The sequence below is a fragment of the uncultured Pontibacter sp. genome, from assembly GCF_947499215.1.
GTDB lineage: Bacteria > Bacteroidota > Bacteroidia > Cytophagales > Hymenobacteraceae > Pontibacter.
Window position 1 is genome coordinate 311,965 of sequence record NZ_CANMNI010000001.1, and the last position, 22,156, is coordinate 334,120.

The window sequence follows — 22,156 nt, forward strand, 5'->3', positions numbered from 1 at the left end:
AGCTATTGCGCTATTTCCACGATCATCTCTACTTCCACTGCCATGTTAAACGGAAGCGCATTGGTACCTACCGCAGTCCGCGCATGTTTGCCCATGTCTCCAAAAACTGCGATCATCACATCGGAATACCCGTTGATCACTTTCGGCTGGTCGTAAAAGGTCGCGGCCGAATTCACATACCCATTCACTTTCACGATACGCTTTACCCGTTTCAGGTCACCCAGCTCTTTTTTCAATACCGCCAGTTGCAGCAGGGCAACCAACCTTGCCGCCTCATACCCCTGCTCCACGGTCAGGTCCTGTCCCAGCTTGCCCTCTATGTACTCCCCGCTGCTGTTACGCGGACCTTTGCCCGATAGGTAAATCAGATTTCCAACTTTTACGGCGTGTACGAAACTGCCACCGGCGGCCGGCACTTCCGGCAACTGGATGTTTAATCGCGCTAACTTTTCTTCCGGAGACTGCGCAAAAGCCACTAACGTGGTAAAGAACATCAAGATCAGCAGTAGTGTTTTCATACCTGTAGGATAGGTTATTTATAGCAATTAGATCAGAATTGTCACCCGCCCTGTCATTTCGACGAAAGGAGAAATCTGAAAACGTTTAAGATGAATTACAGATTATGAATTGTAAGCGTCGTATACATTCCAAGCCCACAGAATGAACGGGATGATGATGGTCCACCAGAAAAAGAAAGTCAGAATTCCGCCAAAGATCCAGATGAATATTCCTTTTAGAATGTGCCCTTTAATGAGCTGGCCTAGTCCCGGAATGAAGAAGGAGATCAAAGCCGGTAAACTGTGTGTTTGCTTTTTCATATCGTTTGAGTTAAGAGCCTAAACTGGGATTGTTGTTCATATACATAGCCTCCTTAAGAACAAAGGGACAAGTATCTATCAAAGACTTCGACTTTTTCAAATGGCCATCCCCTGCAGCTGCTGCAGGTAGGACGCTCCCACGGGTACCTCGTTTCCATGGATGCATACTTGGTGACGCTCTATTTTGTCGATCTGCTTTTTAGCCACGATATACGACCTGTGCACCCGCACAAAGCTGTCGGCGGGCAATTGCTCGGTCAGTTCCTGAATGGTCATGCGCGAGAGCAGTTTCTTGTCTTTCAGCACAAAGGTGACATAGTTGCCAGCCGCCTCTAGGTATAGGATCTCATCGTAGTGCACCTTCACCTGCTCATAACCTGTCTTCAGGAAGAGGTAATCCTTGACGGGGGCTACGGGGGAAATGCCGCGCAGATGCAGCAGCTCCTGGGCCTTGTTGCAGGCTTTCACGAAGCGGGGCAACGAGAAGGGCTTCAGCAGGTAGTCTACCGCGTCCAGTTCAAAACTGGTGACGGCGTGCTCAGAGTAGGCCGTCGTGAAGATCACCATTGGCTTTTTGGGCAGGCTCGTCACAAACTCCAAGCCCGAGATATCGGGCATCTTGATGTCCAGAAACAATAAATCCACCGACTCGTTCTGCAGGAACTCTAGGGCTTTGAAGGCATCCGTAAAGCAGCCCAGCAGCTCCAGAAAAGGCACCTTGGCGGCATGGGCCCGCACTACTTCCAAGGCCATTGGTTCGTCGTCTATCGCTATTGCGCGCATACCTGTTTCTTTTACTGTATACCTGTTTAGGGCTCCCCTATTTTACTACTTTTTCTGAACAAAAGCACTGTAAAAACCAAGAAATAGCGAAACAACCACTTACTGCCTTTTGACTCGAACCTGACAGCAGTGCCTTGCAGCTGTCGGGCATAAACTAGCAGATGCTCATGCAACACCTGCTGTTTACCTGTACGCCCGTTAATCTTGAGATTCCATTTTTGGTAAATCATATTCCTTATTTAACAGAATATGAAAGATCCCCATCACAATTTCTTTGTAAGGATAATCAACCCCATTAAAGGTATATGCAAAAGTCATGTCTTGTTTAGGCATATAAACCACAAGCGATTTAAATGCGTCCATACCTCCCATGTGGCCAATCATTTTTTCTTCCTGCAAAATAGGGATAGGGTACATTCCAATGCCAGGTTCTTTCTTCATTATCGCAAGGGAATTTTCAGATACTAATTTCCCATCAAAAAGACCGTTAATAAACTTATTAAGATCTTCTGGAGTTGAAATTATCCCTGCCGCTCCACGGGGAATGCTTAAGTCAATATGTGAAGGTTTTTCCCACACGCCATCTTTCTTTTCGTAGGAAGCTGACATGAATTTTTTAGGGTTATTTTCCCCGTAATAAGTATTTTTTAGCTTAAGGGGTTTAAGGATCCGCTTTTCCAGAATTTTAGCGAAATCTTTATTTTCAATATCTTCTAGAATGAAAGATAGTATGATATAATTCGTATTGGAATAGTCCCTTTTTTCCCCAGGAGAGAATACACTGCCGTTTTCTTTGATCTTGGACAACAACTCCTCCTTGCTTCTTTTTTCTACCATCCACTCGTTGAAATTTGGGGATTTTATAATATCAAAAATCCCACTTTGATGTTGTAGGAGTTGCTGTATGGTTATTCGATCTGCATTCGGTAACTGGGGATAAAATGTAGACAGTTTGGTTTCAAAAGATAAATTGCCCGCTTCAATCAGCTGCATGATAAGCGTAGCTGTAAACATTTTGGAAACGGAACCAGTCCTATAGGGTGTGGTAGCAGTTGATTTCACCTTTTTATCTACATCGGCATAGCCAATTGACTTTTGGTATAAACTTTCGCCCTTATGATAGACCGACAGACTACCCATTGCTTTATCATGTTTTTCTAACATGGAAAACAAACTGTCCATTTTGGCTGTCTGGAAATTCTGAGCTTTTACGCCTGTCGCGAAAAAGAAAAAACCGAATAAGAACACGACTATTTTCATGGTGCTGAATTTTTAAATTGATGATAGCTATTACATGGGTTTGCTTCAAACTCTAAACAGCTTCTGTGGCAACATAAAAATTCAGTGCCTACAACTGGAGTGTGAGGTGCACAAAAAATTCTTCTGGCGTGTCGCGGATGATCAGTTCGTGTCTGTCCGCATACAAGTAGTCGAGGCGCTGCTTCACATTTTTCAGCCCTATACCTGATTTGTCTTTCTCAGGGTCCTGCTCCGATTTTTTTTGCTTGCTGTTGTATACATCAAAGTACAGCTTGCCCTGATCTGTATGCAAGGTTATCCTAATCCAGGACCTGTGCTGCAGGCTGATACCGTGCTTAAAGGCATTCTCAATGAAAGGAATCAGCAGCATGGGCGCGATGTACTTATCCCCTACCACATCCTCTATTTTGGTTTCAATGGAGATGTTGGGCGAAGCCGAGGTGCGTAGCAGCTGCAGGTCGATGTAATTGCGCATGTACTCGATTTCGCGGGAGAGCAGGATTTTCTGCTGGTGGTTTTCGTGCAGCATGAAGCGCATCATGTCGCCAAGCATCTGGATGCCTTGTGCCGTGCGTTCGCTGTTCTCCTGCAGGGCCGTGCCGTACAGGGTGTTCAAGGCGTTGAACAGAAAGTGCGGGTTGATCTGGGAGCGCAGGAAATCGAGGTTAGCGCTAGTGGTGCCCAGCTCTTTCTTCAGCACAAACATCTCCTCTCTGCCCTTCATCTGGCGCTTGTAGATCAGCCAGATAACAGGACCCGTTACCAAGAATTGGAACAGGGCGTTCACAAAGCTAATTTCGAAGGCGCTATTTTCGCTGTGCAAGGCCACCATCAGCAGCAGGAAAACAGGAAAATACGCCAAGGCCAGTAGCAGCAGTACCCGTGCCTGGTACGCCAGGAATGGGCGTTTTGCCTTGCGGGCTGCTGGTATCAGGTAATGCGACGACACAACATACAGCACGATCGCATTGAGCGAGATGATCGCCCACAAGGCGGTCTCACTATCGCCGATGTTGAACATCACCATGATGAACACACTGACTAACCAACCCAAAGCCGCTGTGATCACCTCCTGCGTGACGAGGCGATACCGTGCCTGAATAGAGGCGGCATTGTCGAGGAGATAGTGCGCCACATACTTAATGAAGGTATAAAAGCTAAACACCAGCAACAACCACAGCGTGTTCTGAAAGCTGCCCTGGAAAATGTCTTCCCAGAATTCGTCGACTGAGTAATAGTTCGGGAGTAGGTAGCCTTTGAAATAGGTATCGGTGATGCCCGTCAGGAGCCCTACCCCAAAGAAGGTAAGCACAAGCAGGAGTACGTTCAGCCATACCGCCTCTTTGCGCATTAAGCGTGGCACTACCCTAAAGTTGAGCAGCAGAAAAGCGAGGTAGATACAGGTATAGCGCACGAGCTGGGGCCAGAAAAAATGCTCGTAGTAGTTGTAAACCACACCAGCCCGCATAAACTCATACTCGTTCGGACTATAGTCGATAAACAGTGAGAACAACGAGGAAACGAAGATGGCGGTGGCGGCCCAGAACTCTACCTTGTTGCGTTGGATAGGTTTGGCGATGGAGTTGTCTAAGGTTATATCAATCATAAAACAATGATACATGAATGGGTTGCGAATAAAAGATAAATGTGATGAACGCGGCTGATTTTGTGACGAAAGGCGCTAAAAAAGCACATCGAGCACAAAATGCAGCCACTGCGCCGACTGCCGCAGCACATCCAGCTCCTCGACGAGCAGGAGCCGCCCCGTAGCGCACTCCCGCAGCGTATGCAGCAACTGCAGCAACACAGGCTGTTCCCCAAGCAGACCCAGCGCACCGTAGAGTGAAAGCAGCAAGAGCAGACTGGTTTCTTTCAGTGCCTGCCAGCCATTCAAATGGTTGCTTTCCATGTGGTAGTGCCTCATTTCCATAGTCTCGTTGGATTAGCTTGTTCAACCAAAGCCTTTCAGTGCCTTAGCCGATATAAGATTAAGTAACAGGAAACGGAGGGGCAAGTAAATGTGATGAATGGAGGGAAAGATGTGATCAATGGGGGTATTTAGTGGGGGTATGCTATTGGTGTCTTCTCTGTTACGACAGGGAGGTTTTTTGCGCGATGTTCATTTGTATCTTTCAAATAACTCCGTTGCAGTGGATAAACATACGCTACCCTGTCATTTCGACGAGAGGAGGAATCTGAATAAAATCACCGATACCGCTCAGGTTTAGCTAAGTTACTACGGTGCAATAACCCCTGCTGCTAGATGATAATGTTGTGCGCTCAATTAAAACGGCAGTACTCTTCAAAGTTGATAGCATTCGGAAAAAATAGTTTATACTATATAAATCTAAGCTATTTGCAGTAAAAATTAAATATTTTCAACTATAACTGTAAATCTACCTGTGTTATTTCTTGGATCTGAATCATTAACGTAAAGTTTTAAAAAGCCATCCTTATCTGCTGTGATTGTTGCTTCATTACCGATGTAATGCCAAGTTCCCCCATCTCCTATAGTCGCTATAAGGCATCCGTGCGGATAGTTTCTTACAATACTATAATATTCAAAACCCCTTATACCTCGGGGGCCACCCGTGCCTGCAAAAAGCCCAAAGGAAACTTTACCTGAGGCTGTAACTTTAACTTTATCACCCTTTTTTAAATAAGTTCTAGTTGATGTTTTTCCGATAACTATGTATTCTTTTATAAAGGAAATTTTATCATTTTCTTCTTTAGGAGTATATCTATCTCCACCTAAGTTGGAGCTTGTTTTAGAATTTGGTTTAGAGTCTGATTTATATGATTCGTACTTACTTTTTGGTGTGATAGCAACTAAAACTTCTCCCTCTTCCCGATTTAAATAAATAGTTTTATCATCGAACTCAAAGAAGAAAGTGTTCTCATCTGCATATTCAATATCAGTTAATTTTGATATTTGATTATAATAATACTTAAATAAACCTTCATGAGCAGTTTTATCTTTAAAAGTGAATTTTCCATTCCCAAATGCCCAGATGTGTCGTTTTAATCCGTTTTTGCCATAAAATACTCTATCTGACTCATCTTTGTCCATTATAGTATATTCTAAATTATTTGCGTATTGCTTGACTTGGAAAATATCCCCTTTTTGATGCGAATCATACATTGAGATAAGTTGTTCAGCAGTAGGTATACTCTGAGCACATAAAGGTTTAATAAGCACTAGCTCCAAAAAGATAAGTGTAAAACTTAGTGCTGTTATAGTTATATAATTCTTACTCATTTTTACCTCTCTTCCTATTATTAACCCTTAATTCGACAACACTTAAATCAACACAATTTATGTCAAAACAAATCAAGCCAAACACCTGAATATCAAAGCATAAGCCTAGTATTTTTTACCTGCATTATTAACTTATGTTTACATATTTTAGTGAAAACAATACTTAAGATAGCTAACAGCTTTAAATTTTTAGCTTATAATTATTGTTTTATTTCAATAAATAGTACATTAAGTTATACTAAGATATTTGAATATGAATACCAGCTTGAACCCACCTCAAATGGAAATGCTGTTAACTGAGTACAAAGAGATTTCTAATAATATGAGAGCTTTCTGGAATGTGAGGTTAACTATACTAGGACTCATTGCATCACTTATAAGTATTTTGTTAGCACTACTAGAAACCTCGAATATTGTCCAGCTGCTGATCATAGAAGGGAGTTTACTGTTGATAATTACCGGCTCAGTTACTATCCATATTTCAATTACAAGGCATTTAGTAATTTACGGCATTAGACTTAGTGAAATTGAGGGTATATTTGTTAAAAAGGGCTTTTGGCATAAATGGGGGGCTTATGTAAAAAAACATCCTAATGTTACAAACACTAGAGCTATTGCAGTAGCAGATCAATTGTTAAACCTAGTAGTTCTGGTATATATAATATGGATGAACACAGCCTTTCTTGAAAGCAAAAATCTAGTTGGGTTATCTGCAACCGGATTATTATTTGCAATTGCGGTATTCAACGCCTTATATATCAGAAGAAATCTAAACCCTGGAAGTCATTGGATTAAAATGAAGATGGATTGGAAAAACATGGAAACAATTTCTGCCCAATCAGACATCAATTAAAATGATTTAAGTCAGATCCATTAATTAAAGCTTTTAAAGCTATGAGATAGAAGATTCTTACCTTCTCTTAATTCTTCGAGTAAATTTGAGTAACTATAATTTATCCTTTTTGCCTTAGATGTCTAAGGTCTATTCCCCATCCCACTAATAAACGTCTCCACAAACCCAATCACCTTAGCCGTAATCCGCTCAGCAATCGGCCTTCGCTCCAGCAGCTTCGGCCTCGCTGGCAACATATCCAGCACTTCATCTCTAAGCGGCTTTCGCTCCGTGAAAAGGTAGTTCCCCAGCACGGCTTGTAGCTTCACGGGGTCCAGTTGTTCTTCTTTACTCATCTTCTCGAAGGCGGCCATTTGCTCGCGCTGCCAGAAGCTTTCGAAGGCTTCTGGTACGTCGTCGGCGTCTTCTATGTGGGGCAGGTTCTCTTCTATGAATTTGCGGATGAGCTCGCGTTTGCTACGGAGTGTGGTCTCTCCGGTAAGGATGTCGATAATCTGCTTTTTCTGCTTCTCCTTGTCTTCCGGTTTGGCGCTGTTGAGTTTGGCCAGCAGCTTCAGGATGTAGGAGACGTTGATTTCATCGCGGTGAATCAACTCTAGCTCAAAGTCCACGTCATCGAGAATAGATTCCTTCTCTTTGGCGGTGTCTGTCTTTACCTTGTCGTATAGGTCCAGGTACTTGCTCTTGTAATCTTCGAAGCTTTGCTCGGTCATGGCTAGGTTAGCAAAGCTGAAATCGGCGAAGGTGGTGAGCACGTTCTTGATGCGCATCAGCTCCCGGAAGGCCTTCACGAACTCCAGCTCTTCTTCTTCACTTCGAAGGCTGTCTACGCTGCCGACGGTAGGCGCAATCTTCAGGAGCTCGGCAAAGGCGATGTTGAATTTGGTAACGTAGTCCTCGTATGGCTCCACCAGAATGACGTCTTTGGCATCCTTGTTCGAGAAGAGCGCAATGGCATCGTCGGTGGCTTGCTTCAGGTTACGGAACACCACGATGTTGCCCTGCGATTTCTGCTCAGTGTAAAGCCTGTTGGTGCGGCTGTAGGCTTGGATCAGGCCGTGGTATTTCAGGTTCTTGTCGACGTAAAGCGTGCTCAGCGGCGGGGAATCGAAGCCGGTCAGGAACATGTTCACGACCAGCAGCACGTCTACCTCTTTGTTCTTGGTGCGCTTCGAGACGTCGTTGTAATAGTTGTAAAAAGACTGGCTGTCTTTGGTGGAGAAACTGGTGCCGAACATGGTATTGTAATTCGCTATAAAGGCATCGAGTTTCTCGCGGGTGTGGCTGGTGGCGCTGTAGGCAAGCCGGGGCTCTGCGGCTACCAGCACATCATCGTCTTCGTCGAAGGTATAGGATCCATCAGCGCCTTTATCATCTTCGTTAGCGGCGTAGCTGAAGATGGTGGCGACTTTCAGGTTATGCTTGCCTTCGGCTTTGCGCTGCTGGAAGAGCTCGTAGTAGCGGATAAGCACCTCCACGCTGCTCACACAGAACATGCCGGTGAAGGTTTTACCGTGGGTCTTGCGGCCATGGTTCTCGATGATGTAGTCCACGATTTTCTCCAAGCGCTGCGGTGCTTCCAGCAGTTCCTTGGTGTCGATGTCCTCTACCTCAATGTCAATCTCGGTATTGCTTCTCTCCTTCTCTCTATACCTGCCGATGTACTCCACCGAGAACTTGAGCACGTTCTCGTCTTTGATGGCATCCGTAATCAGGTATTTGTGCAGGCACTCGTCGAAAAGGTCTTTGGTGGTGCGCTTGCCGTGGGCGTTCTTAATCACGTTGTCCGCGAAGATAGGCGTGCCCGTGAAACCGAACATTTGGGCTTTGGCGAAGAACTTCTTGATGCGGTTATGCGTCTCGCCGAACTGGCTGCGGTGGCACTCGTCAAAGATGAACACAATGCGCTCTTCGCGCAGCGCCTCCAGTTTGCCCGTGAACCTTGCCCCGCCAATCGCATTGTTGAGTTTTTGGATGGTGGTGACGATGAGTTTGGTGTCGCCGGAGAGTTGGTTGACCAGTGCCCAGGTATCGTCGGTGCCGTCTATGCTGCCGGCCGAGAAGCTGTTGAACTCCTTGGTGGTCTGGTAATCCAGGTCCTTGCGGTCCACCACGAACACGACCTTGTGCACCTTGGGGAGCTGCATGAGCAGCTGGCTGGCCTTAAAGGATGTGAGCGTTTTGCCTGAGCCGGTAGTATGCCAGATGTAGCCGTTCTTGTCGCTGTTCTTTACCTTTTCGATGATTGCCTCGGTGGCGTAGTACTGGTACGGACGGAACACCATCGGCATCTTCTTCGCTTCGTTGAGCACGATGTACTTGGTCACCATTTTGGCCATGTGGCAGGGCTCTAGGAAAGCCTTCGTGAAGGCTTCGAGCTGGGTGATGAGCTTGTTCTTATTATCGGCCCAGTAGAAGGTCTGCTTAAAGGTCTGCTTGTTGTTGTTGGCGTAGTACTTGGTGTTCACGCCGTTGCTGATGACGAACAGCTGCACGTATTGGTACAGGCCAAAGGACGTACTGAAGGAGTGCCGGTGGTAGCGGTTCACCTGATTGAAGGCCTCTTTCAGCTCTAGGCCGCGGCGCTTAAGTTCAATCTGCACCAGGGGCAGACCGTTGACCAGCAGCGTGACGTCATAGCGGTTTTTGTAAGTGCCTTCCATGCTCACCTGCTGGGTTACCTGGAACTGGTTCTGGCACCAGTGCTCCTGCTGCAGAAACTCCAGGTATACGCTGTCACCATTGTCCTTAGTGAGCTGCATCTTGTCCCGGAGTATCTTGGCGCGGTCGAACACATTGCCTTTGTTCAGGTGGTTGAGCACCCGCTCGAACTCCTTCCCAGTCAGCGACACCTGGTTGTGCTTTTCCAGCATTTGCTTCAGGTTGGCCAGCAACGCCTCCTCGTCTTTAATGGCGACGAAGGTATAGCCCAGCCCCTGCAGCTGCTTTACCAGGTTGTCTTCGAGTACCTGCTCCGGTTGTGTTCCCATAGGTTTTGCTTGGCGGACTAAACAAACATTTGCTGCAACAAGCCTTTCTTGAATTGCTGGGCTTGTTCTAGTTGTTTAGAAGTAAAGTTTATCTTGTTGTCGATGGAAGTAAGGAAGTTGGCGATTTTGACTTGTTCATCTATAGAAGGCTGACTGATTTTGATTTTATAGATGGTGGAAGTACTTAAACTTGGGACACCAGAAGCTTCGTTATATAACTTCCAGTTTATAGTTTGAAATTTATAGAATAGCCATTTGGGTAATGTGTTAGAAAGTACTTCTGTATAGAATAGTGTATCAACTGTCCAGAATGGAGTATCAATATAAACTGGTTTATCTATTGTTCCTTTTCTACCAATTAGTACTGATGGCTTATCGTATAAGTATGAATTAGTCCGGCCCATCAATCCACCTGTACCTAAGATAGGGTATTGACCATTTGAATCTAATACTTGCTTCTGGTCTTTTCCATACATTAACTTAGCAACATTACTTAGTCTCTTCTCCTCCCACTCCGGAAAATCATTGCCAACATCATCCTTGAACCTGATTTGCTGGGAGAAAATCTGCTGCATCACCCCTTTCTTATACTTCTCCAACAAGGCCTTCTTCTTCCTAAGCTGCTGGATTTTATTGTCAATGGCAGACAGGAATGAAGCTATTTTTTTTTGTTCAGGTATAGAAGGCACAAAGACTTTATCATTTAACACATAGGCATTATTGACCTTCATGTCATTCTTTGCACCTTTCTTAACTAATGGCCTTAAATAGCGGTTGACATTAGCATCTAAACCAAAATAGAAATCGAAAAATAAGCCTTGGGCTTTTTCTTCTTTAACTTTGTATACCGCATAAAGGGTTGAAACTATACCTGCTTTACCTTTATTAATCTTTATGATACCGTAAGGGTTGCTCTTTAACGGACTTTTTGTGTAGACTATATCGCCTGTTTCTACAATGTGATAGTTATGGACTGAAACACCTGCATAAGACCTACCCAAATGCTCAATTTGGTTAATAATTCCAAACTCACCCGAAACAGACAAGACATCTTCTTTCCCGAATTTAAGCTTTAAGTTCCTCTTTTTAGATTCGCTTAGGTATTCATTAAGCGGTTTATGTTCCCATTCACCCTCAAACTCTGGAAACCGAAGTATAGGTGCGTTCTTCACTGCTGCTGTTATTTCTTCTACTGCTTCCATGGCTTAAAAAGGTTTAGCTATACCCAGCTCGTCACAAAACGCAGCGATGGTGGTGTCGGTATTTTGCATTTCGTCTTCCAGTTGGGCGAGTGCTGCGGCTACTTCGTTCAGGTCTAATGCTTCTTCCTCCTCAAAGGTGTCCACGTAGCGCGGAATGTTTAGGTTGTAGTTGTTCTCGCGTATCTCCTGCAGGCTGGCAACATGGCTATACTTGTCCTCGGTTTTGCGCTCGCGGTAGGTCGAGATGATTTTATCAATATCTTCTTGGCGTAGAACATTCTGTGTGCCTCTTTCAAATTGTTCACTTGCATTTATAAATAATACGTTATCGGCATGCTCGCGGCATTTCTTGAACACCAGGATACAGGTAGGTATAGACGTGCCATAGAAGATGTTGGCCGGCAAACCGATGACGGCATCCAGGTAGTTGCGGTCCTCAATCAGGTACTGGCGGATGTGCCCTTCGGCTGCGCCCCGGAACAGCACACCATGCGGCAGCACCACAGCCATCGTTCCGTTCTCGGCCAAGTGGTGCACCATGTGCTGCACAAAGGCAAAGTCTGCTTTGGAGCTCGGGGCCAGCTTGCCGTACTGACTGAAGCGGTCGTCGGACATGTGCAGCGGGCTGGCGCTCCAGTTAGCCGAGAACGGCGGGTTGGCTACAATCGCCTCGAAGCGGTGCTCTAGGTGCTGCGGGTGCTCCAGTGTGTCTTCCTGCCGGATGTCGAACTTCTGGAAGTGCACATCGTGCAGAATCATGTTCATGCGGGCCAGGTTGTAAGTAGTGCGGTTGAGCTCCTGCCCGTAAAAGTTAGACACTTCCTCCACTTCCTTGGCTACGCGCAAGAGCAAAGAGCCCGAGCCGCAGGTAGGGTCGTACACCGATTTCAGCTTGGTCTTGCCGGTAGTCACTAGCTTGGCCAGCACCTTCGATACCTCCTGCGGGGTGTAGAACTCACCGGCCTTCTTGCCAGCGCCGCTCGCAAACTGCCCAATCAGGTATTCGTAGGCATCGCCTAGCACGTCGGCCTCGGTGTCCTCCAGCTTGAAGTCAATCTTGTCCAGGTGGCCCAGCACTTTCGCTATCAAGTCATTCTTGGCAGCCTCGGTGCGGCCCAGCTTGGTGGAAGTCAGGTCCAGGTCTTCAAACAGCTTGTTGAAGTCGTCCTCGCTCTCGGTGCCCATGGTGCTCTGCTCGATGTGCTTGAGCACCAGTGTCAGTTCATCTAGTATAAAGTTGCTCGCGCCTTCTTCCCTGCTGTTGGAGTTGCCTTTGCGAGCCAGTTCACCAAACAGTTCTGTCGGCTTCAGGAAATACCCCAGACTGGAAAGCGCTTCTTCTTTGATGGCCTCCAGGTACTCCTGCCCTTCTTCGGTATTCTCGTTTATGTCGTGGTACTTAATGCCATCTTCTGCCAGAATCTTGTTGGCGTACAGCTCCATCTTCTCCGACAGGTACTTGTAGAAGATAAAGCCAAGTATATAGTCCCGGAACTCGTCAGCGTCCATCTTGCCGCGCAAGGTGTTGGCGATGTTCCAGAGTTGTTGTTCTAATTGTCGTTTATGGTTTTCAGACATGGGTAAGCTGATAGGTAAAGGTTGTAATCAGGTATAGGTATAGAAATGATAAATCTTACAAGATATAACAAGATAGTGAAATTTATATACTTGGTGCAAGTTTAAACTTTACTGATGGCTGATATAGTACATAAGTAATTGACTTAGTGCACTTCATCCGCTTAAATTATTAGGGAGCCTGCTCATGACAGGCAAGTACGCACCTATACCTGCAACCTCACCCTCTCGCAACCCCACCTCTTCGCTGCCGTTATTTGTTGATGTAAGCGCGAAGCAGTTGGCAGGTATAAGCGTGTTGCCTGCTTTGCACCTCGCACCAACAGCCTCAAACACCATGCACCCTTCGCTACTCAGTTACTTATTTAAACAGTACTTCCGGGCTCCCTTCCGCTTGCTTCTGCTTAGCGCTGTTTTCCTGCTGGCTGTACCTTCGCTAGCTTGGGCCCAGGAAACTGAAAAGGATACAGTCATCGCCGAACCAACTTGGCCCGAAGACTCACTGGGAAGGCGCACACCTCGGGGTACCGTCACGGGGTTGATCCGGGCACTGGCTGACGAAGATTATACCAAAGCCGCCTTCTACCTCAACTTAGACATACCGGGCGGTCCTATAAAAGACGGGGCCGCCATGGCCCAAGCCCTGCAACGCCTGCTGGACCAGCGCAGTCAGACTGCTCCACGTTCTTGGATCAGCGAATCGCCGGATGGTGAACTGCAGGACAACCTGCCCCCGCACCTAGAGCGGGTAGGAACCGCCACCGTGAACGAAGAGACCTTTGACCTGCTGCTTGAAAAAACGCAGGGCCCGGCAGGTGGCCCGATCTGGCTGGTAGCATCCGAAACCATCAGCAAAGTGCCGCTGGAGACCGACACGCCATCTAGCACCGTGATCGAAAAAACCCTGCCTGATTTTCTGGAAGATAACCGCTGGGCAGGTGTTCCCGTGGGACACTGGCTGGGTATGTTGCTTATCGCGGTGGTGGCCTACCTGCTGGCATGGGGACTGACAGCGGCACTCACCTACCTGATCAACTTTGCCTGGCGCCGAACCCGGGACGAACCAACCTATGGCGTCATCCGAGCTTTCTCACTCCCTATTCGGCTATACTTGGCTGCCTGGATCCTCGTTATCCTGAGCCAGCGGCTGGGTATATCGTTTGTTCTGCGTCAACGCTTCAGTGAGCTTACCATCACCGTTGGCCTAGTGGCGATCATTCTGTTGCTCTGGCGTTTGGTGGACGCGCTCACTAATTTCAGTCAGCGGCGCCTGATCCAGCGCCGCAACATGGCGGGCATTTCGATCGTGTTGTTTCTGCGCCGGGGGGTGAAGGTGGCGCTGCTCGTTTTCGGTGTTATATTCCTGCTCGATACGCTGGGTTTTGATGTGACCACCGGTCTGGCTGCATTAGGTATAGGCGGTATCGCGCTGGCACTGGGTGCGCAAAAGACAGTAGAAAACTTTGTGGGCAGTGTCACCCTGATCGCAGACCAGCCCATTCGCGTAGGGGACTTTTGCAAAGTAGGCGATACCACGGGTACTGTGGAGCAGATCGGGATGCGCTCTACCCGCCTCCGCACAACCGAACGCACGGTTGTAACGATTCCGAACGGAGATTTTTCTTCTCAGAAGATCGAGAACTTCGCGCACCGCGACCGCTTTCTGTTTAACCCCATGCTTCGGCTACGATATGACACCACGCTTCCACAGATAAACGAGGTCCTGAGCGAACTGCGGCAGTTATTAGGCACGCACGATAAAGTGGAGCGGGCAAGCGCCCGGGTGCGCCTCACCGAAATTGCCACCGACAACCTGAAGCTCGAAGTGTTTGCCTACATTCTCACCAGTGATTTTAATGAGCAACTAGCCATCAAGGAAGGGCTGCTGCTGCAAATGATCGAGGTCGTCAATACCAAAGGCAACGGTTTTGCCCTGCCTGCCCAAATGCACGTCAGCAGCAATAACTAAAGCGTGCCACGTAAGTGAGAGGCTTTCTGTTATCAAGTCCTTCTACTGCGACCATTCGGTAGGTTCCCGGTCCCAGCGGTGCGACTTGAGCTGCTCCAGTAGTTCATCCGGCAACCCTCTCCCATCGCTGGCCTGCAGATTGGCCTGTACGTGGTGTGCTTTGCGCATTCCGGGAATGGTGGTACTCACATCCGGATTACTGATAATAAAACGCAGAGCCATCTCCGCCATGGTCATGCCAGCAGGCACAAGTGGTTTTAACCGATCGGCATGCGCCACACTGGACTTCAGATTTTCGGGCACAAAGTACGTGCTCCGCCAGTCGTCTTCGGGGAAAGTGGTCTCCGTTGTGAAAGTGCCGGTTAGGGTGCCTTCATCAAAAGGAACACGGGCAATGGTGGCGATATCGAGTTCGCGGCAAAGCGGGAAAAGTTTGTCTTCCGGGGCCTGATCGAAAATGTTGTAGATGACCTGCACGCTGCTGATGTGGCCGGTGCGCAAGGTATGGAGCACATTGTCAGGTTCCCAGCGATTCACGCTCACACCCATGTGCTGAATTTTGCCATCTGCTTTCAGCTTCTCCACAGCACGCTGCCATTCTTCCTGTTCAGCCCAGCTGTCTTCCCAAACATGGAACTGCTGCAGGTCGATGGTCTCCACCCCGAGGTTTTGCAGGCTTTTCTCGGTATAGGCAATGATATGGTCAGCGGGAAAACAGTCCTCGAGCTTGTAGGAGGCTTTCGACGGCCACTTCATGTTTTTGGGTGGAATCTTGGTGGCTACATACAGGCGCTTATCCGGATTGCGCCTGATCAGACGGCCAAGGATTTCTTCGCTTTTGCCTTTGCCGTAGCCCCAAGCCGTATCAAAAAAGTTGCAGCCGCCTTCCACGGCCAAATCCAAAGAGTGGTCTGACTGCTGGTCATCGGAACCGGTCCAGCCGGCCATACCCCACATGCCATAACCTACTTCGCTCACTTGCCAGCCTGTGCGGCCAAATCTTCTGTACTCCATACCTGTCTGTTTTCTGTTCTCAGTTCTGCATTCATACTGGTGTAAATATACAAGAGTTGTCGTTCTCACGGCCTTACCTCACGTGGCATTACCAATTTCTGGGATAGATGCTTATCTTAGGCTTCTCATACCCCACAACCTATGACACCGATGCTGACAAAAATCTGGAAGAAAGCCACGCTCACAACACTTGCTTTTATCGCCTTCACCCTGTCCGGCCATGGGCAGGAAGCAAAAACCGAGACAGACCTACAAGCCATTATGCAGCAGCATGACATGGTCGGGCTATCGGTTGCCGTGGTCAAGAAAGGTGAGATTGTCTACGCCAAGTCCTTCGGCCTAAAGGATGTTGAAAGCCAAACGCCACTCACCAACAACGACATTTTCAGGATCGCCTCTATCTCCAAGTCCTTTACCGTTACGGCGCTAATGCAATTGGTCGAGGCGGGTAAGCTCTCGCTGGATGAGGATGTCAGTAAGCTGGTGGGTTTTCAGGTGCTCAACCCCAAGTACCCGGAAAAGGTCATTACCCTGCGGATGATGCTTTCGCACACCTCCAGCATAAACGATAGCGAGGGCTACTTTACCCTCGACACCATCGATCCAGCCAAAAACTCGAACTGGGCTGCCTGCTACAACAACTACGAGCCCGGCACACGCTATGAGTATTGCAACCTAGGTTTCAACATGGCCGGCACCATACTGGAGAAACTGTCCGGTGAGCGCTTCGACCAATACGTGAAGCACCACATCCTGAACCCATTAGGACTGTACGGCGGCTATAACGTAGATTCCCTTGACGCCAGCCGCTTCGTGACCCTGTATGAATACAATGCTGACTCCAGTACATTCTCACCGTCACCATCGGCCTACGCCCCGCGCCGGCAGGAAATCAGAAGCTACAAGATGGGCTACAGCACGCCCATTTTCTCGCCCACTGGCGGCATGAAGATCTCGGCAACGGACTTGGCCAAGTATATGACGATGCACCTAAACAAAGGCGAGTATAAGGGTACTCGGATCATCTCGAAGAAGAGCGCCAAGCAAATGCAGAAAAAGATCGCCGACAATGGCTACGGTCTGGCGTTAAAAACGGAGTCTAATTTAATTACCGGCAAGGCTTTGGTTGGGCACACCGGCAATGCCTACGGACTTTACAGCGCCATGTTCTTTCAGCCAAAAGAGCAGTTTGGCTTTGTAGTTATCACGAATGGAACCAGCGCCCCTGAAGTGAATGAATACAACTTGGCACTGGCAGACGTCCTCAACAGCCTGTACAACAACTTAATTAAATAACTGGCCTCTCCTTTTCAATTTCCCCAAAACAAAACGGGCAGGCGCTTTATGGAAAAGCGCCTGCCCGTTTTGATTGATCGCACCTCCTATTTCATGCTTGCAAGGGTTGCGTCTTAGCACTTAACCTGTTGCGCTACAACTCCGACGCGTTAAAGGTATCGCCCTGATTCACATCGCCTGTCTCGAAGCCTTTTCTAAACCAACGGACCCGTTGGGCCGAGGTGCCGTGCGTGAAGGAGTCGGGCACCACCCTTCCGGTGGCCCGCTTTTGCAGCCGGTCATCGCCGATGGCGCTGGCCGCGTTCAGGGCCTCTTCCAAGTCGCCAGGCTCCATAATTTTTTTGTTTTTTTGAGTATGATGCGCCCACACACCGGCATAGAAATCAGCCTGCAACTCGACTCTTACCATCAGTTGATTGAATTCCGTCTGGGATAGTTGGCCCCGCATGGCGTTTACCTGATCCATGGTGCCCGTGAGGTTCTGCACATGGTGCCCCACCTCATGGCCCACCACATAGGCCTGCGCAAAGTCTCCTTCAGCACCCAGCTTGTGTTCCATTTCACTAAAAAAGCTCAAATCGATGTACAGTTTTTCATCGCCGGGACAGTAAAAAGGTCCTGAAGCGGAAGAAGCTGAACCACAGGCCGAGTTTACCTGTCCTGAAAACAGCACCAAGGTCGGTTCTCTGTAGCCATCAACAATCTTGTTCCAGACATCTTCGGTATCTGCCAGCACGACCGCCGTCTGTTCGGCCAGCGCCTGCTCTTCCGGGCTCGGCTGGTAGTCTGTCGACTGTGCGTACTGTGGCTCCCCACCCACAAACTGCTGCAGGAGCGTCAGGGGGTTGGTTCCTGTCAAGAATAGCAGCAGGGCGATCCCTGCCACAATTACCAGCCCCGCTTTCGAGAAAAGGAGCCGGAATAAAGGTATGAGCAGCATGGGACTGATGCCTCTGCCACCACCGAAACCGCCTCCTGATTGTCCTCTACGGTCTTCTATATTGCTGCTTTTTCTTCTGCCTTGCCATTTCATAATATACTTTTTGTAATAAGGTGAGTGATCATAAATAGGCTCATTTCCATTTTGCAAGGGAAAGTCTATACCTATATGCGCAGTATAACGGCAGGCAGCTTCACTTGGATGCAAAAACGGGCAGGCGCCTATGGGAAAAGCACCTGCCCGTTTCTAATGATTGAGAATGCTACTACATTTCAGATGGCGGCAACATTACTTTATCAATTATATGTACCACACCATTCGATGCTTCCACATCCGCCGTACTTACGTTGGCTTCATTGATCATCACACTACTGCCATCCAGCATCACTTTCAACTCAGCGCCATTCAATGTTTTAGCAGACATGTTATTCGTCAGATCAGTCGACTTCACGTTACCTTCCACGACGTGGTAAGTCAGGATGTTCACGAGCTGTTGCTTGTTTTCAGGCTTGAGGAGATTCTCCAAGGTACCGGCCGGTAAAGCGGCAAAGGCTTCGTTTGTCGGGGCAAACACGGTATAAGGACCTGCACCTTGCAAAGCTCCGACTAGGTCTGCTGCCTGCAGAGCCTGCACTAGTGTAGAGAGCGAAGGGGTTTCAGAAGCGAGCGCCACAATATCCTTGGATCCAGCGGTCATGGCATCGGATCCAGCGGTCATGGCATCGTCCGTGGTCATGGTGTCTTCTGTGGCCATCATCTCGGTGTCGTCTGTTACGGTTTCTGCGCTATCCGTGGTTTGGTTATCTGTGGTGCAGCCAAAAAGGAAGAGAGCAGAGAAAAAGAAAACGCTTAGTTTTTTCATACGTATTGGTTTTTAATTAATTGATTTACAGGGTAGAAACCAACTACTATCTCCTTTGTTCAAATTCTTTGACCTTCAGCTAAAAGTCATTTTTCATTTAGCTGACGAATTGGGCTTTGCTGACTTATTAATGCCTACCTTGTCTGAGAAGACAGACATTAATACCCCTACCTCATGGAACATTCATACAAAAAGAAGTCGCACAGCAAACTCATCGAGTTGAACGAAGAACTTGAGAATTATTTCAACAACACGATCATACCGCAGCTGTTCGTGGATTCTAACATGATCCTCCGAAAGTTCACGCCGCCTGCCATGAAGCACTTCAAGCTTACCGCCGACGACATTGGCAAGCACATCGATGACGTTTCCAGCAACATCCGTTTCCCTACCTTCATAGAGAACATCACTGAGGTGATCGAGAGCAACAAGGATCTGGAAAAGGAAATTCAAACCACTGACAAGAAATGGTACCAGATGAACATCCTGCCTTACATCGTGCGCAAGGAGAACAAGACTAACGGGGTCATCGTCACTTTTATCGATATCAATGACCGCATACAGACCCTGAGAGGCTACGAGCGGCTGAACAGGGACTATGAGAACATCATTCACTCCATTTCCCACGATATAAAAGGCCCCCTCTCTAACATAGAAGGGCTGACCAGGTTACTGCAGAATACACCAGATTCGAAAGAGGAAAGTCAGCATATCAAAGACATGCTCAGCGAGTCCGTTGCCAACCTCCGCCAGACGGTAGAAGATCTCGCTGACATTCAGCAGAGCGACACGGGCTTCGCCAAAGAACCGGAGCGTGTGAATTTTGAGAACGTGATCGAAGATGCCAAGCTTGCCCTCCGGGACAGAATAGCGGAGACTAACGCACAGATCAGCACACAAATAAAGGAATCAGAGATCTGCTTCTCCCGAAAAAATGTCAGAAGCATCGTTTACAACTTGCTCAGCAACGCCATTAAATTCCAAAAGCCGGACAGTACACCTGTCATATCCATCCAAACGGAAAAGTCAGGAGACTACATTCTACTTACCGTGAGCGACAATGGTACAGGTATAGCCGAAGACAAACTGGAGTCAGTGCTTGATCGCTATACTAGGCTAAACAGCGAAGTGGAGGGCACTGGTGTAGGACTGTTCATTGTGAAAAACATGGTGGAGCAGATGGGTGGTGAGATAAAGGCGGAAAGCACGTTAGGCGAAGGATCAACTTTCAAAGTGTACTTTAAGGCTGAGTAAGACTTGTGTACGATTCGGACAGGTCGTGAACAAGCACCCGCGCATCCACAGCCACTAGGTTATCAGCGATACCCATCAGCGGATTAATGTCCATTTCCCGGATCTCGGGAGCGGCTTCCAGCAGGGCACTGATGCGTAGGATGGTATCGATCAAAAGTTCTTCGTTCACACCGCTTTTGCCTCGGGTTCCCTGCAGGATGGGGTAAGACCGTAGGCGCCTGATCATGCGGATAGCCTCTTCCCTACCCACCGGTGCCAGCGCCGCCGATACATCCTTGAACACTTCCACAAAGATGCCGCCCAGTCCGCAGAGCACCAAGTGTCCGAAAGGCTCCTCTGCCTTCGCGCCCATGTACACCTCGGTTCCGCTTAGCTGCTGCTGCAGGAGCACGCCGTCGGCACCCTCCAGCGCCATCAGGCGGTCGTACACCCGCGCCACGTCCTCGATGTGCCGCACACCCAACACCACCCCTCCGATATCCGATTTGTGCACCGGCCCCGACACCTTCATCACCAGCGGAAAGCCCAAAACATCGGCTTGCGCCAGTGCCTTACGTTTGCTTTGCACAGTTGCCTGTTTCGCGGTAGGTATACCTGCCGCATCCAGCAGCTCGAAAACATGGTCGACGGGCAAATACCCTTGCGGTGCCCGATCGATAATGCGGCGGATTTTCTGTGTGTCGATCAGGGGCAAAACCGGATCGGCATAAGGAGGCTGCATTTTGTTTACCCGCGAGAGCACATAGCCAAAACTCACTTCGTCGGTGAAGTTCACGTGGCCCATGGTATGGAAATGGCTTACCTCCTCAGCGGCCTGTATAGCCGAGGGCAGGATCGGGAAAATGGGTTTGCGGGAGGAGCGCATTTTTTCGTGCAGCACCAGGTATACGTCATCCACCCGCCACATGCCGGTTGTGCCGAACACCACCACGGCGCCGTCTATCTCATCGAAGTCATGCTCCACGGCATCAAGAATCTCCCCGAGTTGTTGGGCATTGCCGGTCGCCAGAAAATCGATGGGATTGGCCACAGAAGAACCCGGGTATAGCTTGGCGAGCAGCGCCTCCGCTTTGGGCCCTTCGAGCTGCGGCACTTGCATGCCGCCTTTCACCAGAATGTCAGTCAGCATCACACCCGGTCCGCCGGCATGGGTCACCACCGCGATGCGGTCTCCTTTTAGGGGATTGATGGTAAAGATAGCGGCCACATACACCAGCTCGATGCGGCTGTAGCAGCGGATAATGCCCGCTTTCCGGAAGAGGGCGCTTACCGCCATACCTGAACCAGCTAAAGCGCCCGTGTGCGACGACACGGCTCTGGAACCTGCCTCGGTATTACCGGCTTTGATGGCGGCAATGCGGCAGCCTTTGTTCACGAGCGAACGAGCATATTTGAGAAAGCGCTGGGGATCGGCGATCTGCTCCATGTAAAGCAGTTTGATGGGGGAACTGTGCGCCGGGTCGTAGGTTTCGTCCCAGTACTGCAGCACATCCTCCACCCCGATCTGGGCGCTGTTTCCCACCGAGAAAATATCCCGGAACTTGAGTCCGCGCGGTATGGCCGACTCGAGCAGGTAGACCATAGTGGCACCAGATGCCGACACGCAGTCGCAGCCCATGGGGTCATAGGTCGGCACGGGCCCCGCAAACACGCCTTTGTATTTCCCTGTGATCACTCCGATGCAATTTGGCCCGACCAGCGTGCCACCCACCTCATGCACGATCTGCACGCAGCGTTCCTCTAGCGCTTTGCCCGCTTCACCAGTCTCGCTGAAACCAGCCGAAAACAGGATAAAAGCTTTGCAGTTTTTCTGAAAGGCCAGCGTGCGCAAGGTGTCTTCCACATAAGCGGCGGCGATGGCGATGATGGCCAGATCGACAGCAGGCAAGCGCTCCACATCCGGCACACAGGCAATGCCCTGCACCTGCTCCTCTTTGGGATTGACGCAGTAAACCTCACCCGCGAAGCCATGCCGCAGGATGTTGTGCAGGACTTTACCACCAGGTTTGGAGGTGTCGTTGGAGGCACCGACAATCGCGATGCTGTTGGGGTCGAGAAGCTGGGGACTGATCATGCGGGCT

Annotated in this window: 18 protein-coding genes; 4 read left to right on the top strand and 14 right to left on the bottom strand. The window is 48.8% G+C overall.

The genetic code is table 11. The features are described from left to right. Positions 1–2: 2 nt before the first annotated feature. The 7 genes from Q1A04_RS01390 to Q1A04_RS01420 form a co-directional block, all read right to left on the bottom strand. Positions 3–518, bottom strand: a complete 516-nt coding sequence (locus Q1A04_RS01390) for a RidA family protein (protein ID WP_299700179.1) — start codon at positions 516–518, stop codon at positions 3–5. Between the two features lie 102 nt (positions 519–620). Beyond that, positions 621–818, bottom strand: coding sequence for a hypothetical protein (locus Q1A04_RS01395; RefSeq protein WP_299700181.1), 198 nt, complete (start codon positions 816–818; stop codon positions 621–623). Positions 819–914: 96 nt separating this feature from the next. Continuing rightward, positions 915–1,601, bottom strand: a complete 687-nt coding sequence (locus Q1A04_RS01400; protein WP_299700184.1) for a LytTR family DNA-binding domain-containing protein — start codon at positions 1,599–1,601, stop codon at positions 915–917. A 198-nt stretch (positions 1,602–1,799) separates the two neighbouring features. Beyond that, complete coding sequence (locus Q1A04_RS01405) at positions 1,800–2,861, bottom strand: serine hydrolase (protein WP_299700186.1); 1,062 nt, start codon at positions 2,859–2,861, stop codon at positions 1,800–1,802. Between the two features lie 88 nt (positions 2,862–2,949). Next, complete coding sequence (locus Q1A04_RS01410; RefSeq protein WP_299700188.1) at positions 2,950–4,467, bottom strand: histidine kinase; 1,518 nt, start codon at positions 4,465–4,467, stop codon at positions 2,950–2,952. Between the two features lie 75 nt (positions 4,468–4,542). Next, positions 4,543–4,791, bottom strand: coding sequence for a hypothetical protein (locus Q1A04_RS01415; RefSeq protein ID WP_299700190.1), 249 nt, complete (start codon positions 4,789–4,791; stop codon positions 4,543–4,545). A gap of 438 nt (positions 4,792–5,229) precedes the next feature. Continuing rightward, positions 5,230–6,120, bottom strand: coding sequence for a hypothetical protein (locus Q1A04_RS01420; protein WP_299700193.1), 891 nt, complete (start codon positions 6,118–6,120; stop codon positions 5,230–5,232). A 280-nt stretch (positions 6,121–6,400) separates the two neighbouring features. Here Q1A04_RS01420 and Q1A04_RS01425 point away from each other — a divergent pair, with 280 nt between their 5' ends. Further along, positions 6,401–6,973, top strand: coding sequence for a hypothetical protein (locus Q1A04_RS01425; protein WP_299700196.1), 573 nt, complete (start codon positions 6,401–6,403; stop codon positions 6,971–6,973). A gap of 122 nt (positions 6,974–7,095) precedes the next feature. On the opposite strand, the gene Q1A04_RS01430 is transcribed toward Q1A04_RS01425, so the two are convergent. The 3 genes from Q1A04_RS01430 to Q1A04_RS01440 are packed head-to-tail and all read right to left on the bottom strand — an operon-like array spanning position 7,096 to position 12,743. Next, positions 7,096–9,963 carry a type I restriction endonuclease subunit R gene (locus tag Q1A04_RS01430; protein ID WP_299700198.1) on the bottom strand — a complete coding sequence of 956 codons (2,868 nt, stop codon included), beginning with the start codon at positions 9,961–9,963 and terminating at the stop codon, positions 7,096–7,098. A 17-nt stretch (positions 9,964–9,980) separates the two neighbouring features. Next, complete coding sequence (locus tag Q1A04_RS01435; RefSeq protein ID WP_299700200.1) at positions 9,981–11,165, bottom strand: restriction endonuclease subunit S; 1,185 nt, start codon at positions 11,163–11,165, stop codon at positions 9,981–9,983. 3 nt (positions 11,166–11,168) lie between these two features. Continuing rightward, positions 11,169–12,743: a type I restriction-modification system subunit M gene (locus Q1A04_RS01440; RefSeq protein WP_299700202.1), complete on the bottom strand. Its 1,575-nt coding sequence runs from the start codon at positions 12,741–12,743 to the stop codon at positions 11,169–11,171. Between the two features lie 184 nt (positions 12,744–12,927). Here Q1A04_RS01440 and Q1A04_RS01445 point away from each other — a divergent pair, with 184 nt between their 5' ends. Continuing rightward, positions 12,928–14,709: a mechanosensitive ion channel family protein gene (locus Q1A04_RS01445; protein WP_299700203.1), complete on the top strand. Its 1,782-nt coding sequence runs from the start codon at positions 12,928–12,930 to the stop codon at positions 14,707–14,709. A 42-nt stretch (positions 14,710–14,751) separates the two neighbouring features. Here Q1A04_RS01445 and Q1A04_RS01450 read toward each other — a convergent pair whose 3' ends face one another. After that, positions 14,752–15,723, bottom strand: coding sequence for an aldo/keto reductase (locus Q1A04_RS01450; RefSeq protein WP_299700205.1), 972 nt, complete (start codon positions 15,721–15,723; stop codon positions 14,752–14,754). Positions 15,724–15,864: 141 nt separating this feature from the next. Between Q1A04_RS01450 and Q1A04_RS01455 the strand changes: the two genes are divergently transcribed. Next, positions 15,865–17,019: a serine hydrolase gene (locus tag Q1A04_RS01455; RefSeq protein ID WP_299700208.1), complete on the top strand. Its 1,155-nt coding sequence runs from the start codon at positions 15,865–15,867 to the stop codon at positions 17,017–17,019. Between the two features lie 133 nt (positions 17,020–17,152). Here Q1A04_RS01455 and Q1A04_RS01460 read toward each other — a convergent pair whose 3' ends face one another. Together Q1A04_RS01460 and Q1A04_RS01465 are read right to left on the bottom strand one after the other, a co-directional pair. Next, positions 17,153–18,052, bottom strand: coding sequence for a neutral zinc metallopeptidase (locus tag Q1A04_RS01460; protein ID WP_299700211.1), 900 nt, complete (start codon positions 18,050–18,052; stop codon positions 17,153–17,155). 172 nt (positions 18,053–18,224) lie between these two features. After that, positions 18,225–18,695: a fasciclin domain-containing protein gene (locus tag Q1A04_RS01465; RefSeq protein ID WP_299703614.1), complete on the bottom strand. Its 471-nt coding sequence runs from the start codon at positions 18,693–18,695 to the stop codon at positions 18,225–18,227. A gap of 300 nt (positions 18,696–18,995) precedes the next feature. On the opposite strand from Q1A04_RS01465, the gene Q1A04_RS01470 reads away from it, so the two are divergent. Next, the gene (locus Q1A04_RS01470; protein WP_299700214.1) at positions 18,996–20,075 is read left to right on the top strand and encodes an ATP-binding protein; all 1,080 of its coding nucleotides are present in this window, start codon (positions 18,996–18,998) and stop codon (positions 20,073–20,075) included. Here the strand turns inward: Q1A04_RS01470 and Q1A04_RS01475 are convergent. After that, positions 20,062–22,149 (bottom strand): acetate--CoA ligase family protein, encoded by a 2,088-nt coding sequence (locus Q1A04_RS01475; RefSeq protein WP_299700217.1) that lies wholly within the window; start codon positions 22,147–22,149, stop codon positions 20,062–20,064. The genes Q1A04_RS01470 and Q1A04_RS01475 overlap by 14 nt on opposite strands. Between the last annotated feature and the right edge of the window lie 7 nt (positions 22,150–22,156).

Coding starts and splice junctions, on each gene's coding strand:
- Q1A04_RS01430 (WP_299700198.1), bottom strand. CDS start 9,963: ATGGGAACACAACCGGAGCAGGTACTCGAAGACAACCTGGTAAAGCAG.
- Q1A04_RS01450 (WP_299700205.1), bottom strand. CDS start 15,723: ATGGAGTACAGAAGATTTGGCCGCACAGGCTGGCAAGTGAGCGAAGTA.
- Q1A04_RS01405 (WP_299700186.1), bottom strand. CDS start 2,861: ATGAAAATAGTCGTGTTCTTATTCGGTTTTTTCTTTTTCGCGACAGGC.
- Q1A04_RS01440 (WP_299700202.1), bottom strand. CDS start 12,743: ATGTCTGAAAACCATAAACGACAATTAGAACAACAACTCTGGAACATC.
- Q1A04_RS01465 (WP_299703614.1), bottom strand. CDS start 18,695: ATGACCACGGACGATGCCATGACCGCTGGATCCGATGCCATGACCGCT.
- Q1A04_RS01400 (WP_299700184.1), bottom strand. CDS start 1,601: ATGCGCGCAATAGCGATAGACGACGAACCAATGGCCTTGGAAGTAGTG.
- Q1A04_RS01435 (WP_299700200.1), bottom strand. CDS start 11,165: ATGGAAGCAGTAGAAGAAATAACAGCAGCAGTGAAGAACGCACCTATA.
- Q1A04_RS01415 (WP_299700190.1), bottom strand. CDS start 4,791: ATGGAAATGAGGCACTACCACATGGAAAGCAACCATTTGAATGGCTGG.
- Q1A04_RS01425 (WP_299700196.1), top strand. CDS start 6,401: ATGGAAATGCTGTTAACTGAGTACAAAGAGATTTCTAATAATATGAGA.
- Q1A04_RS01470 (WP_299700214.1), top strand. CDS start 18,996: ATGGAACATTCATACAAAAAGAAGTCGCACAGCAAACTCATCGAGTTG.
- Q1A04_RS01420 (WP_299700193.1), bottom strand. CDS start 6,120: ATGAGTAAGAATTATATAACTATAACAGCACTAAGTTTTACACTTATC.
- Q1A04_RS01390 (WP_299700179.1), bottom strand. CDS start 518: ATGAAAACACTACTGCTGATCTTGATGTTCTTTACCACGTTAGTGGCT.
- Q1A04_RS01445 (WP_299700203.1), top strand. CDS start 12,928: ATGACAGGCAAGTACGCACCTATACCTGCAACCTCACCCTCTCGCAAC.
- Q1A04_RS01460 (WP_299700211.1), bottom strand. CDS start 18,052: ATGAAATGGCAAGGCAGAAGAAAAAGCAGCAATATAGAAGACCGTAGA.
- Q1A04_RS01410 (WP_299700188.1), bottom strand. CDS start 4,467: ATGATTGATATAACCTTAGACAACTCCATCGCCAAACCTATCCAACGC.
- Q1A04_RS01475 (WP_299700217.1), bottom strand. CDS start 22,149: ATGATCAGTCCCCAGCTTCTCGACCCCAACAGCATCGCGATTGTCGGT.
- Q1A04_RS01395 (WP_299700181.1), bottom strand. CDS start 818: ATGAAAAAGCAAACACACAGTTTACCGGCTTTGATCTCCTTCTTCATT.
- Q1A04_RS01455 (WP_299700208.1), top strand. CDS start 15,865: ATGACACCGATGCTGACAAAAATCTGGAAGAAAGCCACGCTCACAACA.